This is a genomic window from Rhizobium leguminosarum, assembly GCF_004123835.1.
Lineage (GTDB): Bacteria > Pseudomonadota > Alphaproteobacteria > Rhizobiales > Rhizobiaceae > Rhizobium > Rhizobium leguminosarum_M.
Window position 1 is genome coordinate 137,116 of record NZ_MZMU01000011.1, and the last position, 16,998, is coordinate 154,113.

Genomic DNA, 16,998 nt, shown 5'->3' on the forward strand with positions numbered 1-16,998 from the left:
AATTCATCCAGCGTCAATTGACGGCTCCCGCCGCATCGTGCCTCGATGAAAAGATCGCCTGCAGATTGGGGAGAATGATGAATTCTCCGCCCCTCTTCACCAGGCAGTTGATGTAGTCGGCGCGCCAGCGCATGCCGACGCTCGGTGGCGCCTCGCTGGCGGACTTTGCAAGCGTCGTCACCTCGTTCACCTTGTCGGTCCTGAGGCCGACGAGCGTTTGCTCGCCCTGCAGATCGATCTCGATGACGATGAAGCGGCTGTCGATCGTCGCCTCTGCTGCTTCCATCCCGAAGGCGAGACGCAGATCGGCGAGCGGAATGACCTTGCCGCGAAAGTTGATGACGCTGGCGACGAAGGGCTGGCTGCCCGGCACCGCGGTCTCGGGAAGCAGGTCCAGGATTTCCTGGACGATGACCGCTTCCAGCGCGAAGGTTTCGCCGTTGAGATCGAAGGTCAGGACCTCGACTTCCTCGGCATAGTTCCAGTGATTGTCAAATCGTTCGGCTGCTGCTGTTGCACTCATCCTGCTACACGCAATTGCGCCTCCTGTTGCTGACCCGCGGCAACCAGGTGCCCGACGTCGAGAATGAGAGCGACGCTGCCGTCGCCGAGAATGGTGGCGCCCGAGAAGGTCGCGACGTTATTGTGCAGTTTCGACATCGACTTGATGACCGTCTGGTGGTCGCCGATGATCTGGTCGACGACGAGGCCGACGCGCTCCGTGCCGGTCGAGATGACGACGACCTTCTGATGCACATCGGGCTTGGTGCCGGTGCGGAAGAGGTCGCGCAGGCGCAGGAACGGCACCAGGCTGTCGCGCAGCGAGATGAAGCTGCGGCCCCGCGAGCGAAGATCTTCCTCGAGCGACAGTTCGAGGCATTCCTCGACCGCCGAGAGCGGGATGACGTAGCGGCCGGAACCGACGCGTACCAGCAGACCGTCGATGATGGCCAGCGTCAGAGGGATGCGCAGCGACACTTCCGAACCCTGTCCCGGCACGCTGACGATGTCGATCGCGCCGCGGAGCGCCTCGACCGTCTTCTTGACCACGTCCATGCCGACCCCGCGGCCGGACAGATTGGTGATCGCGGCTGCCGTCGAGAAGCCGGGGGCAAAGATCAGCTGCAGCAGCTCGGAGTCGGAAAGCGGCTGGCCGGGCTGGATAAGGCCGGAGGACTCCGCTTTGGCGCGAACCCGTTCACGATTGATGCCGCGGCCGTCGTCCTTGATCGAGATGATCACCTCGCCGCCGGCCTGACGGGCCGAAAGCGTCACCGTGCCGGCTTCTGTCTTGCCGGAGGCAAGGCGGTCGGCGGGCGTTTCGAGCCCGTGATCGATCGAGTTGCGCACCAGATGCACCAGCGGATCGGCCAGACGCTCGATGACGGTTTTGTCGACTTCGGTGCTCTCGCCCTCCGTCACCAGTTCGATCACTTTGCCGGTCTCGCGGGCGAGATCGTGAACGAGGCGGCGGAAGCGGGAGAAAAGGGTGGCGACCGGCACCATGCGCAGCACCATCATCGTGTCGCGCAATTCGCCGGAGAGACGTTCGATCTCTTCCGAGACGGAGCGCAGAGCGATATCGGTGCTGGCGCTGGCGAGCTGGCTGAGGCGCGATTGCGCGATGACGAGCTCTCCGACGCGGTCCATCAGCTCATCGAGACGTTCGGCCGGAACGCGGACATTCTCGGCCGCCTTTGCCTGGCTGACGGCGGCGGGCACCTCGCGCTTGGCCGGAACCGCCTCGACAGGACGGAACTCCGGGACGGTGGTCGGTGAAACGGTGGCCGCCGATGCCACGACGACAGGGGCAGGTGAAACCTTTTCCTCGACCGGAGCGGCGGTTGCCGCTGCCTGCCCACTGATCTCCTCGACGCTAAGTTCCATATCGTCGAGCACGAAGATGAAGACGTCGTCGATCGCCGAACGGTCCTGCTCGCTGGTCAGCGTCACGTCCCAGGAAATGTGGAGCTCCGTCGGAGCCAGTTCGTCGAGGGGCGGAATGGCCGAGGTGTTGGCGCGCACGGTGCATTCGCCGAGATCGCGCAACTCGTCCAGCAGGCCGAGCGGATTGGTGCCGTTGGCCATCGAATTGGCAGGCAGGCTGAAGCGGATGCGCCAGCTGTTCTTCTTCTTTGCCGGTGCCTCGCGCACGGCCGCGGTCGTAGGAACAGCGGCGGGCGCTGCTGCAGCCGCCGCTTGCTTGCCGCCGACGGCAGCCTGCAGCTGCGCCAGAAGCTTATGCCCGGTATCGCCGTGATCGGCGTCCGGCTGATCGACGAGGGCACGCATATGGTCCTGGGCGGCGAGAACGGCGGCGACGAGTTCACTGGTCGCCGCAACCTCGCCCTTGCGGACGCGGTCGAAGGCTGTTTCGCAATGATGGGTGAAGGCGGCGAGCGCCTCGAAACCGAACATCGCGCCGGAGCCCTTGAGCGTGTGGAGGCCGCGGAACACGGCGTCGACGAGATCCTTATTGTCGAGCTGGTGGGTCAGGTCGAGAAGACCGGCCTCGATCGCTTCGAGGCATTCGGCGGCTTCGGTGCGGAATACGGCAACCGGATCGAGCGTACTCATCGTCCGAGAACCTTCTTCACGATCTTCACCAGACTGTCCGGGTCGAATGGCTTGGTCAGCCAGCCCGTCGCGCCGGCGGCCTTGGCGCGCGCCTTGAGATCGGCGTCCGATTCCGTGGTCAGGAAGATAATCGGAACGCCGGCCTGCGCCGGCAGCTTGCGCAGTTCCTCGATCATCGTCAGACCGTCCATGACAGGCATGTTGAGATCGGTCACGATCAGATCGAAGCTGCTGCCCTTGGCCGTCGCCAGGCCCTCTGCCCCGTTGACCGCCTCGGTGACGCTATAGCCGGCATTGGTCAGCGTGACCTTGGTGGTCAGACGAATGCTGGCGGAATCGTCGACAGTCAGGATATTTGCACTCATAACGTCACCTCTTTATGCAACCAGAAATTTTCGTCTTCTTGATCGAAGGATTCGATGAAACCTGCGCGCTCAAGTACCTTCAAGACCGATCCATTGGCTGGCAAAGAAAGCTTGAACGTCTTTCCTTTAGCTTTTGCTTGTCGGCGCGAGGATTCGATAAGTTGAACGAAACTCAGATCCGCTTCCGCACCTTCTGGAATGCTGACGATGATTGTATCACGGCTATGAAATTCATAATTAAACTTGGAATATAGTTCGGTCACGTTACGGATGCTGAGCACGTCCGGCAAATTTATAGATTCGTAATATTGTTTCTGAGTATCCAATGCAGCCTCCTGGGCCAGAAAATACTTGACGACCCTAAAAGGACTCTCACGGCAGCGTTAATGCGGGGTAAACAGCGGTTGTAGGAAACTGCCGTATAGCGCGTTCCGCGACTCCCAATTCTCATCCGGGATAAGTTGTATTTTTTTCTCAAAATTTAGAAATAAGTAAAATAAAAACAATATGTTGAATCATCAAGGCGAGCGTTAGGCTTTCACCGACACGCCATCAACATCTTTCGTTAATCACAACGCTGGCGAGTCCCGGCGCGTTTACCGGACGTTTCCATCCTGCCCGTAAAAATAGAGTCGAATTGCCTGCATTTTAAGAAAAGGTATAAAAGTGGCACACGCTCTGGTATCGTCGAACGCTGTAGCCTACACGTCCGGGAGGGACATCAGCCAGACCCTGGAATCTGCTCGCAGCCAGGTCGAGGAGCGTTTCCTCGAAGGCGGCACCGTGCTGCTCTCAGTGATGGAGGTCCTCAACCGTCTGTTGAACTCGCTCGAGAGTGTCACCACGACGCTCGACAACAAGGAGGCGAGCGACACCAGCGCCGATCTCCGCGCCACGGTGGAGAGCCTGATGGCGCTGCCCGTCACCGAGGAAAACCGGCAGCAGGCGCTCGTCTCGCTGGCGCATACCGGCAGGGAGCTGCGCAAGCACGTCTCCGACATGCAGGAGACGATGCGTTATCTCAGAACCTTCGCGGTGACCGTGAAGATTACCGGTGCCGGCCTTGCCGAATTCGCCGGCTTCGCCCAGGAGATCCTGGAGCGCATCTATTCCGGCACCGATGAGGTCAATCGTTTCGCCATGCACCTCGACAGTCTCGACAAGGAGGTCAAGATCGCCGCCTCCTTTGGCGCCGGTGTTTCCAAGGGCTATGCCGATACTGTTCCGGCCGTCGCGGCAGCGCTCCGCGATGATGCCGCCAAGATCGCCGGACATCGCAAAGATCTCGGCGCCATCGCCCGCGAGGTCGGCGCAATTGCCCGCGCCGTCCAGAGCAAGGTCGCCTCGACCCTGTCTGCCCTGCAGATCGGCGATATCACCCGCCAGCGCATCGAGCATGTGCAGGCCACCTTTTCGCTGCTTGAAGATTTCTTTGCCGGCGAGGATGGCGCGAGGCTCGACGTCGGCGCGCGCCAGCGCCTCCAGAATGTCATTCATCATCTGACAGCGGCGCAGATGAGCGACATGTGCGCAAATTTCCAGCGGGATTCCGAAAACGTCGTCAAGACGATCGCGAGTTTCGACCACGACATGCGGGAGATTCTCAAGCTGCGCGATCAGATGAGCGGTGAGAGTGGCGAGGCCGGCGGCAACTTCATGCGCGCGCTGGAATCCAGCGTTTCGGCCGCTCATGAAATCGTCAAGCAGGTCGATACGGCAAGCCGCCAGGCCGACCAGGTGAGCCAGTCGACGATCGGTACGGCCGCCAAGCTCTCCGAAGCGATCGGCAACATCCGCGCCGTCAAGACCGACATTCACTATATGGCTTTGAATACCAACCTGCGCTGCAGCCGGCTCGGCGAGGAAGGCAAGTCGATCAACGTCGTCACCGCCGAGCTGCGCATCTTCGCCGGCAAGCTCGACGATTCCGCCGACGCCATCGTCAACGGCCTGCCGGCGCTCGAAGCCGCGGCCGGGCGCGTCGCCCCCGCCACGGATGCCGGAGCCGGCAATCTCGGAGAAAGCCTGACCTCGGCCGTCGGCAACATCCGCTCTGCAGCCAACGTGATGGAAAACGAGCTAAAGGTGCTCGCCGAGAACGGTCGCGAGGTCGCCACCAAGATCAGCCTGCTGATCGGCAAGCTCGATTTCCAGCATAATCTGGGCGAAGTCCTTGCCGGCTGCGCCGATATGCTCGAAGGCGTCGCCGGCACCGATGTCGCCGATATCTCCGATCTCGCTGAGACGATCGCGCCGCTCGACCGCAAGATCTTCAAGCACTATACGATGGTCCAGGAGCGCAGCATTCATCGCGGCATCATTCCGGCGAGCGAGGACAGCACCTCCGCTCCCGCCGAAACCGCCAAAGCCGAAAACGATGAAGACCTCTTCGCCGATGCGCTTTTTTAGGTTGGAACGCTACAGCGCCGCACGTCTTTTCAGACGCGCAAAGGATGCTGTAGCCGCATAATGCCTAAATCGATTCAGATTTAAGGGACTATGCAATAGCCCGTCCGCCTCGTCGGCCGGGTCGCCAAGCGGCCGCTATCGCCGCCGGAACTTGTTGGCGGCGTCGATCGCCGCCTTCTGCTGGGTGTCCTCGATGCCGAGATAGAAATCCTCGAGCGCCGGATCGGCGAGCCCGGCCCGGCGTGACAGCACGTACCACTTCGCCGCCTCGATCGGATTGGGCGCCGTGCCGATCGCGTTGATATAGAGATGGGCGAGCTTGTTCTGCGCGGCGACATTGCCGCCATTGGCGGCAAGTTTCAGCCATTCGAAGCCCTTGACGTAATCCTTCGGCCCGCCGACGCCGTTGACGAGCCAGATGCCGAGATCGAGCTGGGCCGTATCGAAGCCGGCCCGCGCCGCGCGTACCATCCATTCGCGGGCGAGCTTCTTCTTTTCCTCCGGCAGGTCCTTCAGCGTCGCATAGATCTGCGCCACGGCATATTGCGAATCGGCAATGCCCTGCTCGGCCGATTTCTCGTAGAATGGCAGCGCGAGCCTCAGTCCCTTCTCTCCGGGATTGTCGGCGATGAGAAGCTGCGCCCAGTTGAATTCCGCCGAGGGATTGCCCGCCTCGGCCGCCTTGCGCATGTAGTCGTCGGCCTTGACCTTGTCACGCGGCACGCCCTCGCCTTCCATCAGGATCAGCGCATATTTGAACATCGCCGCCGCATCGCCGCCTTCGGCCGCCTTCCCGTACCAGAAGGCAGCGTTCTTCACGTCCTTCTTGACGCCGAGGCCCTGCGAGAGGATTTCGCCGATCAGCGTCTGCGCCGCCGGATCGCCGAGCTGGGCGCGCGGTAGCGCCTTGTCCATTGCCGTCAGGTAATAACCGCGCTGGAAGGCGCCGTATGCCTCGTCGATCGGCCCCTTGTAATCCTTCTCCGGCGGCAGGTCCGGCAGCTTCGCGCCCATGCGGTCGAATACGCCGACACCGTCGGAGGGTTGCACGCCCGGGCTGGAAGGCCGGTCGGTGCGGAAGGTCGAAGCCGGGCCTGTGCCCGGCTGGCTGATGACGCTGTCCGGCGCCTGCGCCAAGGCAATATTCGGCCCGGCCGCAACGAGAGCGGCCATGCCGGCGAGGAGATATTTCAAATGACGGGCGGGCGGGATCGGCATGAGCGCGATTTCAATCCTCAAACCGTGGCGCTTTTTCGTCAAGCAACGCATTGATCTCGGCAACGACGGACGGCGCCCGGGCGGGCTCGCCGAAAACCGCCAGCCGCATCGCCACGAACTCCGCTCCGGTCTCGGCGACGGCGAGCGCCGAGGCTGGATCGGTGCCACCCATGACGACGCAGGGGATCTCGATCATCGAGGCCCACCATTCGCCGAGCGCCAGGTTCTTCGGATGCGCCTCCGGCTTGATGTCGCCGTCGAGCTTGCCGAAGAAGATATAGTCCGGCCTGACTTCGCCGATCTCCAGCGCATGATGCCGGTCGGCCGCGTTGCCGCCGCCGACGATCAATTTCGGCGCATGTTTGTCGATCGCTTCCGAAAGTGCCTCCGCATTGCCGGAAAGGTGCAGGCCGTCGGCCTTCGCCCGGCCTGCGACACGGCTATCGCCTGCAATCAGCGCGGCGGCGCCAGCGCCCTGGATCAACGGCACCAGCTTTTCGGCATGTTTCTGGAAGGTGCCGTCGTCGAGCCCGTATTGCGGCACGATCACCGAAGCGACATCGCCGCCCTTGAGCGCATCGGCGACGATCTTTGCCTGTTCATCGGCATCGGCGATATCGGCTACGATGAGCACAAGGCGGCAGCGGTTTTCCGGTTCGGTCATGGGGTCTTTCCGTTTCCTGCGAATTCCCCTTCGAAATGAGGGATCCACACTCGTTTTGTGTGAGTAGTTCCGTTAGACGAGGCTGGCAAGAGGAGGACGTCGAAAGCATGCCGCAGGATTTGTCATTCTACTACGCCGCCGTGCCCGCCGTTCTGCTGGTGGGCCTCGCAAAGGGCGGCATGGGCGACGCTTTGTCGCTGATCGGCTTGCCCTTCCTCGCCCTTGTCGTCTCGCCGGTCGAGGCGGCGGCCATCCTGCTGCCGATCCTTGTTTTCATGGACATGATCTCGCTCGTCATCTGGCGCAAGCATGGCGACTGGGCGACGCTGAAGATCATGCTGCCGGGCGCCGTTTTCGGCATCGCGCTGGGCTGGGCGACCTCGGCGCTGGTTCCGGGCAACATGCTGCGCATCGTCATCGGCGCGGTGACCATCCTCTTCTGCCTGCGCTATTTCTGGAGCAATTTCGGCCCGGGCGCCGGCAAGGTGATCCCCCCGCGCGGCCAGCGGCCGGTAGCCGCCAGCCTCTGGGGGACATTTTCCGGTTACGGCAGCTTCGTCGCCCATGCCGGCGGTGCGCCCTTCCAGATCTATGCCCTGCCGCTCAAATTGCAGCCACGCGAATATACCGGCACCAGCGTGCGCTTCTTCGCAATCCTCAACGCCATCAAGCTGATCCCCTATTTCGCGCTCGGCCAGCTCGGCACCCAGAACCTTGCGACCTCCGCAACGCTTCTGCCCTTCGCCCCGCTCGCCACCATTGCCGGCGCCTGGTGCGTGCGCCGCATGAGGCCACAGATCTTCTATCCTTTCATGTATGCCATGGCGCTGATCGCCGCCTTCCTGATCGTGCGCGAGGGCCTTGGTTGGTAGAATTCCACCAGAAACCACGGCACGCTGCAATGCACAATTTCCTTGCTGGCGCGGCCGGTTTGACGTAGCGTTGCCGCCATGTCGAACACGGACCCCTTCTCTGCGATTGCCGATCCGAACCGGCGGTTTCTGCTGGAGGAATTGCGTCGCGCGCCACGGACGGTCAATGAGCTTGCCGAAGGCCTGCCGATCAGCCGTCCAGCTGTTTCACAGCACCTGAAGGCGCTTCTCGACAGCAATCTCGTCTCCGTGACCTCGGAAGGCACCAAACGCATCTATACGGTCAACAACCGCGGCTTCGACAAGCTCAATTTGTGGCTGGATCAGTTCTGGGCCTGACGCATATTCCCATAAGATCTGGGGTACGCTGCGAATCATATGAACGCAATGTGAGACGTGACAGACCCAAAAGCGCCAGCCACGATGCCGGATGCATCGGACTGGCGCAATTCTGGTGTCAAATCACCGGTTCTTGCAAATTTTTGGTGGAATGGATGGATTTACCTTGTTGCGCAAGATGATCGCCCGGCGACCCTTGGGAAGATTAATGGACGGATGACTTAAGACGCTGAATCTCGTCCTTGATGCGCAGCTTGCGGCGCTTGCATTCGGCAAGTTCCGTATCGGAAATAGAGGGAGATGTTCTGAGCGCGTGCAACTCCTCCTCGAGAGCGACATGCTTTTTCTGGAGTGACTCAAGATGAGCTTGAACAGTCATATGACCCTTCCTTCCTCTTACCCTCCCCGGCCAACATCGTCGGGGATCAAGGTGTCAACGGGCGGGACTGTGACACATTTTTGAAGGCTTGTCGAAGGCCAAAAGATGACGACTGGATGGCAATTTCATGATCAAGACTAACTAGCCGTTACCTGTATTTGATGATAGGAGCTTGCGGAAATCATCGCCAGATCGGACAAGGTCCAAGGACGATAACGGGGAATGCATATGGCCGATCAGGAACAGGCGGAAATCAGGCTCATAGTGGCGCGCCTGCGCCAGGAGCACGAAGATTTCGACGCCGCGATCAACGCCATGATCCAGACCGGATGCGACGCTCTGCGGATCCAGCGCATGAAAAAGAAGAAGCTCGTTATCAAGGACAGGCTCTCCAAGCTGGAAGATCAGATCATCCCTGACATCATCGCCTGAGAGGGAATAACAGCAACGATGACAGACAGACCACCCGTCGCCATCATCATGGGCAGCCAGTCCGACTGGGAGACCATGAAAAACGCCGCCGACACGCTGGAGGCGCTGGAAATTCCCTATGACGCGCGCATCATTTCGGCGCACCGCACAGTCGATCGGCTGGTCAATTTCGCCAAGGGCGCACGCGCGGAGGGCTTCAAGGTCATCATCGCCGGCGCCGGCGGCGCCGCTCACCTGCCGGGCATGACCGCCGCGATGACACCGCTGCCGGTTTTCGGCGTGCCGGTTCAGTCGAAAGCCCTGTCCGGCCAGGACAGCCTCCTTTCCATCGTGCAGATGCCGGCCGGTATTCCTGTGGGCACGCTTGCCATCGGCAAGGCCGGCGCAGTCAACGCCGCCCTTCTCGCCGCCGCCGTGCTTGCCCTTTCCGACGAAGAAATCGCCGACCGGCTCGACGAATGGCGCGAGCGCCAGAGTGCTGCCGTCGCCGAATACCCGATGGATAACCTATGACGGCAAGAACGATCGGCATTATCGGCGGCGGCCAGCTCGGCCGCATGCTGGCCATTGCCGCCGCCAGGTTGAATTTTCGCACCGTCATCCTCGAGCCGCAGGCGGACTGCCCGGCCGCCCAGCTCGCCAACCGGCAGATTACCGCCGCCTACGACGATCCCTCGGCACTGGCCGAACTCGCCGATATCTGCGACGTCGTCACCTACGAATTCGAGAACGTGCCCGTCGCAGCCGCCGAAACGCTGTCGGCGAGCGTGTCCGTCTATCCGCCGCCGAAGGCGCTGGAAGCAGCCCAGGACCGCCTCGTCGAAAAGCGTTTTCTCAATGACTGCGGCATATCGACCGCCCGCTTCCACGCGATCGACAGCCAGGCCGATCTCGAAACGGCACTGAAGGATTTCGGCGGCCAGGGCGTGCTGAAAACCCGCCGTCTCGGTTATGACGGCAAGGGCCAGAAGGTTTTCCGCTCGGCCGCAGACAGCCCGGATGGCGCCTATGCAGCACTTGGCGGCGTGCCGCTCATCCTCGAAAGCTTCGTCGCCTTCGAGCGCGAGGTCTCGATCATCGCCGCGCGCGCCACCGACGGGACGGTCGTCTGCTTCGATCCCGCCGAAAATGTCCACCGCAACGGTATCCTCCACACCTCGACGGTTCCCGCCGCGATCTCTGCAGCGACTGCGGACGCTGCGCGCCAATCGGCCGAAAAGATCCTTGCCGCGTTGAACTATGTCGGCGTCATCGGCATCGAATTCTTCGTGCTTGCCGATGGCGGTCTGATTGCCAACGAGATGGCGCCGCGTGTCCACAACTCCGGTCACTGGACGGAAGCCGCCTGCGTCGTCAGCCAGTTCGAGCAGCATATCCGCGCCGTCGCCGGCCTGCCGCTCGGCAATGCCGAGCGCCATTCCGACTGCGTCATGCAGAACCTGATCGGCGACGATATCCTTGCCGTTCCCGACTGGCTGCGGCGCCCCGACACGCTGGTTCATCTCTACGGCAAGACCGAGTGGCGCCCCGGCCGCAAGATGGGTCATGTCACCACCGTGACGCCGAAATCCCCGGTTTTGGCCTGAGAAAACACTCCTGCGCCTTGGGAAAAACACCTTCATGTGGTTGACACGGAAAAGGTGACGGGGTATCTGCTCCCCCACCTAAACAGCGCGCCCGATGGCGCGCTTTTGATTGTTAAAGATACGGGCGAATGTGAATTCCCCCATAGAGATCGCGGATCAGAAAAATGAAGATCAAGAATTCGCTCAAGTCGCTCAAGGCTCGTCACCGTGACAACCGTCTGGTTCGCCGCAAGGGCCGCATGTACATCATCAACAAGCTGAACCCGCGCTTCAAGGCTCGTCAGGGCTGATTTCGCGCGCCCGGATCGCCCTGCCGCGTGAGCTTGCGCCGGCAGATATATCCGGTGGGTCGCTGCGGTGATCACGTCAAATTTGTTTGATCTTCGGCGCTGGCGGGCTAATATGTCCGCCATGCGCTTTTTTGCTTTGACATCAGCGGCGTTGCCGCTCGCTCTCATTTTCCTCACCTCCTCCTTTCCGGCCGCCGCCGCCGCGGAAGAGCCGGCAGCCGCCGCGAAAAAGGACGTCATCGTCGAGCAGGCGGATGTCAACAGTTCGCCGAAGCAGCACATCGACCAGCTCTTCAGCCAGCTGAAGCGTGAACGCGATCCCGAAAAAGCCAGCGGCATCGCCAATGAAATCCGCATGGAATGGAACGATTCCGGCAGTGCCACCATCAATCTGCTGATGCAGTGGGCCGACAAGGCGATCGAGGAAAAGCGCAATCCCGCTGCCCTCGATTTCCTCGATGAGGCGATCGCGCTGAAGCCCGATTATGCCGAAAGCTGGAACCGCCGCGCCACGCTGAATTTCGTCATGGGAAATTACCGCAAGTCGATGTCCGACATCGAACGTGTGCTCGATCTCGAGCCGCGCCATTTCGGCGCGCTCTCCGGCATGGCGGCGATCCTCAGCAATTCCGGCAATGACCAGCTGACCTTGAAGGCGTGGGAGCGTTTTCTCGATATCTATCCCGCCGAACGCACCGCGCAGGAACAGGCCAACACGCTTGCGGAAAAACTTGCCGGCAACCGCACCTGATTCTCGGCCGGTGACCTTGACGTCGGATCGCGCTGCACAATTTTAGACTTTAGAGGGAACGATGTGGCGGTTGTCCCCCAGCAGGTCATCCCGCAATTATCGCTCGTTGAGATCATGCTTGCAGAAGTTTCCGCTCTTCTCGCCCCGCTCGCCGCCGCCATCGGTTACTCCACTTATAAGGCGCGGCAATTCGAACACGCCTATCCGAATATCGGCGAACTGACGGATGTCGGCGGCTACCGCATGAATGCCGTCCATATCGAGCGTCCCGAAAATGCGGATCTGCCGGCGCTCGTCTTCATTCATGGCGCCAGCGGCAATCTGCTCGACCAGGTCGTTGCCTTCCGCGCCGCACTTGAAGGCCGGGCGGAAATGCTGTTCGTCGATCGTCCCGGTCATGGCTATTCCGACCGCGGCGGCCCCGAGAACGCCGTCCCCTCCGGCCAGGCCGATGCGATCGCCAGGCTGATGGAGAAGCGCGGCATCGGGAAGGCGATCATCGTCGGCCATTCCTTCGGCGGCGCGATCACCGCCGCCTTCGGCCTGCGCCATCCTGACAAGACCGCCGGCCTGGTATTCCTCGCGCCCGCCACTCATCCCTGGCCGGGCGGTATCGACTGGTACTATCATGTGGCGACCGTGCCGATCGTCGGCTGGCTCTTCAACCATGCGATCGTCGTCCCGCTCGGGCTGAGCCGGCTGGAGCGCGGCACGCTGAATGTCTTCCGCCCCAATCCGCGCCCGGCCGACTACATCGAAAAAACCGGTCCGTCGCTGGTGCTGCGCCCCAGCGCCTTCCACAACAATGCTGCCGATTTCAAAAGACTGCTCGCCTATGTGAAGGAGCAGTCGCTGCTCTATTCGCAGATCACTGCGCCGACCGTCATCATAACGGGCGACCGCGACGAGATCGTCTGGGAACAACTGCATTCGCGCGGCCTTGCCCGCGATATATCAGGCTCCGAACTCATTACCGTCAGCGGCGTCGGCCACAAGCCGGATTACCTCGCAACCGATGTCGCCATTGCCGCCATGGAGAAGATTGCCGGCAAGCCGCGCGACCTGCAGGCAATCGCCCGCAAGGCCGAAGAGAGACTTGCTGCCGCCTCACGCGATCGGACTGTCGGAACCGTCCCGTCGTTGGGGCCAGGCGCCCTGCACGGCGCGTGACCTCTTTCGGCCCCAGAGCACGATGCCAAAATTATCAGCGTTTTTCATCATCGTGCTGTAGCTTAGAGCCAATCCTTGCATTGCCTCAGGCTCAGGCAGTCCCATATGTTTTTCCATCATTGTCCATAGGAGGGGAAATCATGGGCCGCCTGCATATCGGGACGATCTCCGTCATATCAGCATTGTCGCTGAGCCTGACTTCGGCTTTCGCCGCCTCGCCTGCGCCCGTCGAAGCCGAGCACGGCATGGTCGTCACCGCCCAGCATCTGGCGACCGATGTCGGCGTCGAGGTGCTGAAAGGCGGCGGCAACGCCGTCGATGCGGCGGTCGCCGTCGGTTATGCGCTGGCGGTGGTCTATCCCTCGGCCGGCAATCTCGGCGGTGGCGGCTTCATGACCATCCGCCTGAAGGACGGCACCAAGACCTTCCTCGATTTTCGCGAACGCGCGCCGCTCGCCGCAACGAAGACCATGTATCTCGATGCCAAGGGCGATATCGTGCCGCGCGCCAGCCTCGACGGTTATCTCGCCGTCGGCGTCCCCGGCTCCGTCATGGGTTTCGAGACTGCGCGCGAAAAATATGGCACCAAATCCCGCGAGGACCTGATCTCACCGGCGCTCCGCTTCGCCAAAGAGGGCTTTACGCTGGAACAGGGCGATGCCGCCAGTTTCGCCAGCAACGCTAAGCGCCTCGCCAAGGACGAGGCGGCGGCGAAGATCTTCCTGAAACCGGATGGCAAACCCTATGCCTCTGGCGAAAAACTCCAGCAGCCGGATCTCGCCGCGGTGCTCTCGGCCATTTCCGAAAAAGGCCCGGACGCCTTCTACAAGGCCGCACCCGCCGAGGCGATCGTCAAAGCAAGCCAGACCAACGGCGGCATCCTCGCCAGGCAAGACTTCGAGCAATATGCCGTGCGCGAACTGAAGCCGATCGAGTGCAATTACCGCGGCTACGACATTATCTCGTCGCCGCCGCCGTCTTCCGGCGGCGTCATCATCTGCGAGATCCTCAATGTTCTCGAAGGCTATCCGCTCTCCTATCTCGGCTATAACTCGGCCGAAACCGTGCACATCATGGTCGAGGCGATGCGCTATGCCTATGTCGACCGCAACGCAGCACTCGGCGATCCCGACTTCGTCGAGAACCCGGTCACAAAGCTGCTCGACAAGAAATATGCTTTGGAGATCGCCGCCAAGATCGACCCTTACAAGGCCGGCACCTCGGCGAACCTCAAACCGCTCGGCGGCAAGGAAAGCACCGAGACGACGCATTATTCGATCATCGACGACGAGGGCAATGCGGTCGCCGTAACCTATACGCTGAACGGCTCTTTCGGCGCCGGTGTCGTGGCGCCTGGCACGGGCGTCCTGCTCAACAACGAGATGGACGATTTCACCTCCAAGCCCGGCGTGCCGAACCTTTACGGGCTGGTGCAGGGCGAAGCCAATGCCATCGCCCCGAAGAAGACGCCGCTCTCCTCGATGAGCCCGACGATCGTCACCCGGGACGACAAGCCCTTCATGGTGATTGGCAGCCCCGGCGGCTCGCGCATCATCACCATCACACTGGAAGCGATCCTCAATGTCGTCGATTTCGGCATGGATATCAGTCAGGCGGTCAACGCCCCGCGTCTCCACCACCAATGGCAGCCCGACAAAGTCTTTCTCGAACCCTATGCGCTTTCGCCGGATACCGAAAAGACACTTGCCGCCATGGGCTACAGCTTCGATGGCGGCAATGACGCGCCGCAATGGGGCCAGGCCGCCGGCATCCTCGTCGGCGGCAAAAGCCTTGCCGCCATCGCAAAAGGCGGCGGCGCCCGCTACAACGGTGCCATGGATAGCCGCGCAGCGGAAGGGTCGGCAAGCGGCTACTGACCTTTCGGGAAGCGCCTGATCAAACAGTCGGCGGAAGCGGTGGCACCCATTCATGTCACCGTGACAAAGTCGCCGTTCACAATTGGCGTGCCTCGCCCTATGCATGGGCGAACCCGCAAGCAGAAAGATTCCCGAATGGCCAGCATTGAAATGATTGTCGCAGCCCGCGCCCGTCTGCGCGGTCATGTCAGGCGCACGCCGCTTCTCTCCTCCCCTTTCCTCGATGAGATTGCCGGCCGGCGCCTGTTTGTGAAGGCCGAATGCCTGCAGCATTCCGGCTCGTTCAAGTTTCGCGGCGGCTGGTCGGCCGTCTCCGGCCTCGATCCGGCGGTGCGCGCGAAAGGCGTCATCGCCTTCTCCTCGGGCAACCACGCCCAGGGTGTTGCGCTTGCGGCCAAGTTGCACAATGTGCCCTCTGTCATCATCATGCCGAGCGATGCGCCGAAGCTGAAGATTGCCAACACCCGCGCCTTCGGTGCCGAAGTGGTGCTTTACGACCGCATCAACGAGGATCGCGACGAGATCGGCGCGAGACTTTCGGCCGAGCGCGGCCTGACGCTGATCAAGCCCTTCGACGAACCACTGGTCATCGCCGGTCAGGGCACGACCGGTCTCGAAATCTCCGAACAGGCGGAAGAGGAAGGCGTGACATCAGCCGAAGTCCTCGTGCCCTGCGGCGGCGGCGGATTGACCTCCGGCATTGCGCTGGCCCTCGAAGCCAGCGCCCCCGGCTTTCGCGTCCGCCCCTGCGAGCCCAAGGATTTCGACGACACCACCCGCTCGCTCGCCTCCGGCAAGATCGAACGCAACGCGTCGGTATCAGGCTCGATCTGCGATGCGATCGTCACGCCGCAACCCGGCAACATCACCTTCCCGATCCTCACGCGCCTCGCCGGTGCCGGCATCGTCGTCACCGACGAGGAGGCGCTGCGCGCCATGGCGCTCGCCTTCACGCGGCTGAAGATCGTCGTCGAGCCCGGCGGCGCCGTGGCATTGGCCGCCGCCCTCTTCCATGGCGACGCCCTGGAAAGCGACACGATCGTCGCCGTCACCTCGGGCGGCAATGTCGATGCCGATATTTTCGCCATGGCGCTCGAACGCTTCGGCTAGACGCCACGCCGGCGCGTCTTCGCGAGGCATCCGGCCCCTCGAGCCGGATGCCAGATCAGCCGTCAGATGGAGTGATCGTGAAGCGCCCGCCGGATCGCGATCTCGACTGGCGAATAGGCGCCTTCCTTCCGTTCCAGCAGAAGAGGTTCAGAAGGTGCAAGGCCGGGCTGCGCCATGAAGCGGGGCTCCTTGCCGCGATGCATCTGCGCTGCATGGATGAGGAACGGATGGCACAGATAGACCGTGCCCGCCAGGCCCGTCGCTAACGCCAGCGGCCGCTCCTCCCCGACATGCTCCAGCCAGAGATGCGCCATTCCCGTCTCACCCGCCGGCGCCAGGAGGCGGGCGATATCCTTGTGCGAACCGACGCGGATGCGGGTCGGCGCATCCTCCTCCCCGACATCCGAGAACAGGAAGAGCATCAGCAGCGCCCGGCCGCGCGAGGTGATGTTCACCCGCCAGGCGGAAAAGTCCCGCTGCTCATCCGGATCGGAACCCTCGCCGGGAAAGCTCAGATCGACATGCCAACCGGCATCGCCGGGATCATCGGGATGGGGAAAGCGGACCGGGAAACTGCCAAGCCCACTGCGTGGCTCCCAGCGACCCTTGCCGACGAGTTGGTCGAAGGCCGAATGCAATACCGGCGTGTTGACGGCGTTCTCGAAAGGTCCGCCGCCATAACCGGCAAGCCGCACCACTGGCTGCGTCCACGTCCTTGGATCATCCGCATCGAAGGGAATATCGCGCCACATGATGGCACGAGCTTCCTTGGCCAATTCGCGGGGAAAAGCGTCGCCGATCCTGACGAAACCGTCCTCGATGAATCGCTCGATCTGCGCAGCACTCAGTGCCGGCGGGTAAACATCTGATGTCATGACATATCTCTCTATCGCCAAACCTGCCGGCTCTTTCCTTGGCCAGATGCAGGGTGGTTACAGTTCACGGCGACGCACCAGCCA

At 61.9% G+C, this 16,998-nt stretch carries 19 protein-coding genes; 11 read left to right on the forward strand and 8 right to left on the reverse strand.

Annotated features, from left to right (window positions below; genetic code table 11):
- Positions 1-13: 13 nt before the first annotated feature.
- The 4 genes from B5P46_RS16400 to B5P46_RS16415 are packed head-to-tail and all read right to left on the reverse strand — an operon-like array spanning position 14 to position 3,268.
- Positions 14-523 (reverse strand): chemotaxis protein CheW, encoded by a 510-nt coding sequence (locus B5P46_RS16400; RefSeq protein ID WP_129419575.1) that lies wholly within the window; start codon positions 521-523, stop codon positions 14-16.
- Positions 520-2,577, reverse strand: coding sequence for a chemotaxis protein CheA (locus tag B5P46_RS16405; RefSeq protein ID WP_129419576.1), 2,058 nt, complete (start codon positions 2,575-2,577; stop codon positions 520-522). Before B5P46_RS16405 ends, B5P46_RS16400 begins: the two co-directional genes overlap by 4 nt.
- A complete protein-coding gene (locus tag B5P46_RS16410; RefSeq protein WP_129419577.1) occupies positions 2,574-2,942 on the reverse strand; it encodes a response regulator in 369 nt (122 codons plus the stop codon). The genes B5P46_RS16405 and B5P46_RS16410 overlap by 4 nt, the downstream gene beginning before the upstream one ends.
- Complete coding sequence (locus B5P46_RS16415) at positions 2,939-3,268, reverse strand: STAS domain-containing protein (RefSeq protein WP_129419578.1); 330 nt, start codon at positions 3,266-3,268, stop codon at positions 2,939-2,941. The genes B5P46_RS16410 and B5P46_RS16415 overlap by 4 nt, the downstream gene beginning before the upstream one ends.
- Before the next feature lie 340 nt (positions 3,269-3,608).
- Here B5P46_RS16415 and B5P46_RS16420 point away from each other — a divergent pair, with 340 nt between their 5' ends.
- Positions 3,609-5,351, forward strand: coding sequence for a chemotaxis protein (locus tag B5P46_RS16420; RefSeq protein ID WP_129419579.1), 1,743 nt, complete (start codon positions 3,609-3,611; stop codon positions 5,349-5,351).
- 135 nt (positions 5,352-5,486) lie between these two features.
- On the opposite strand, the gene B5P46_RS16425 is transcribed toward B5P46_RS16420, so the two are convergent.
- Both B5P46_RS16425 and B5P46_RS16430 read right to left on the reverse strand, forming a co-directional pair.
- Positions 5,487-6,569 (reverse strand): tetratricopeptide repeat protein, encoded by a 1,083-nt coding sequence (locus tag B5P46_RS16425; RefSeq protein ID WP_129419580.1) that lies wholly within the window; start codon positions 6,567-6,569, stop codon positions 5,487-5,489.
- A 10-nt stretch (positions 6,570-6,579) separates the two neighbouring features.
- Positions 6,580-7,233: a thiamine phosphate synthase gene (locus tag B5P46_RS16430; protein WP_129419581.1), complete on the reverse strand. Its 654-nt coding sequence runs from the start codon at positions 7,231-7,233 to the stop codon at positions 6,580-6,582.
- A gap of 107 nt (positions 7,234-7,340) precedes the next feature.
- Here B5P46_RS16430 and B5P46_RS16435 point away from each other — a divergent pair, with 107 nt between their 5' ends.
- Positions 7,341-8,105 carry a sulfite exporter TauE/SafE family protein gene (locus B5P46_RS16435; RefSeq protein WP_129419582.1) on the forward strand — a complete coding sequence of 255 codons (765 nt, stop codon included), beginning with the start codon at positions 7,341-7,343 and terminating at the stop codon, positions 8,103-8,105.
- A 78-nt stretch (positions 8,106-8,183) separates the two neighbouring features.
- Positions 8,184-8,444: an ArsR/SmtB family transcription factor gene (locus B5P46_RS16440; protein ID WP_003542830.1), complete on the forward strand. Its 261-nt coding sequence runs from the start codon at positions 8,184-8,186 to the stop codon at positions 8,442-8,444.
- Positions 8,445-8,649: 205 nt separating this feature from the next.
- Here B5P46_RS16440 and B5P46_RS16445 read toward each other — a convergent pair whose 3' ends face one another.
- Positions 8,650-8,823 (reverse strand): YdcH family protein, encoded by a 174-nt coding sequence (locus B5P46_RS16445; protein ID WP_003542831.1) that lies wholly within the window; start codon positions 8,821-8,823, stop codon positions 8,650-8,652.
- A 228-nt stretch (positions 8,824-9,051) separates the two neighbouring features.
- On the opposite strand from B5P46_RS16445, the gene B5P46_RS16450 reads away from it, so the two are divergent.
- From B5P46_RS16450 to B5P46_RS16485, 8 genes are all read left to right on the forward strand, one after another.
- Positions 9,052-9,255 (forward strand): YdcH family protein, encoded by a 204-nt coding sequence (locus B5P46_RS16450; RefSeq protein ID WP_003542832.1) that lies wholly within the window; start codon positions 9,052-9,054, stop codon positions 9,253-9,255.
- A gap of 18 nt (positions 9,256-9,273) precedes the next feature.
- Complete coding sequence (gene purE, locus B5P46_RS16455) at positions 9,274-9,768, forward strand: 5-(carboxyamino)imidazole ribonucleotide mutase (protein WP_017968169.1); 495 nt, start codon at positions 9,274-9,276, stop codon at positions 9,766-9,768.
- Positions 9,765-10,841 (forward strand): 5-(carboxyamino)imidazole ribonucleotide synthase, encoded by a 1,077-nt coding sequence (locus tag B5P46_RS16460; protein WP_129419583.1) that lies wholly within the window; start codon positions 9,765-9,767, stop codon positions 10,839-10,841. Before purE ends, B5P46_RS16460 begins: the two co-directional genes overlap by 4 nt.
- 164 nt (positions 10,842-11,005) lie before the next feature.
- Positions 11,006-11,131: a type B 50S ribosomal protein L36 gene (ykgO, locus tag B5P46_RS16465; RefSeq protein ID WP_003542835.1), complete on the forward strand. Its 126-nt coding sequence runs from the start codon at positions 11,006-11,008 to the stop codon at positions 11,129-11,131.
- 112 nt (positions 11,132-11,243) lie between these two features.
- The gene (locus B5P46_RS16470) at positions 11,244-11,882 is read left to right on the forward strand and encodes a tetratricopeptide repeat protein (RefSeq protein ID WP_129419584.1); all 639 of its coding nucleotides are present in this window, start codon (positions 11,244-11,246) and stop codon (positions 11,880-11,882) included.
- Between the two features lie 114 nt (positions 11,883-11,996).
- Positions 11,997-13,052 (forward strand): alpha/beta fold hydrolase, encoded by a 1,056-nt coding sequence (locus tag B5P46_RS16475; RefSeq protein WP_129419622.1) that lies wholly within the window; start codon positions 11,997-11,999, stop codon positions 13,050-13,052.
- 140 nt (positions 13,053-13,192) lie between these two features.
- Positions 13,193-14,929, forward strand: a complete 1,737-nt coding sequence (gene ggt / locus B5P46_RS16480) for a gamma-glutamyltransferase (protein WP_129419585.1) — start codon at positions 13,193-13,195, stop codon at positions 14,927-14,929.
- A gap of 135 nt (positions 14,930-15,064) precedes the next feature.
- Positions 15,065-16,039, forward strand: a complete 975-nt coding sequence (locus B5P46_RS16485) for a threonine ammonia-lyase (RefSeq protein ID WP_129419586.1) — start codon at positions 15,065-15,067, stop codon at positions 16,037-16,039.
- Between the two features lie 62 nt (positions 16,040-16,101).
- Here B5P46_RS16485 and B5P46_RS16490 read toward each other — a convergent pair whose 3' ends face one another.
- Complete coding sequence (locus tag B5P46_RS16490) at positions 16,102-16,914, reverse strand: phytanoyl-CoA dioxygenase family protein (RefSeq protein WP_129419587.1); 813 nt, start codon at positions 16,912-16,914, stop codon at positions 16,102-16,104.
- Positions 16,915-16,998 lie beyond the last annotated feature (84 nt).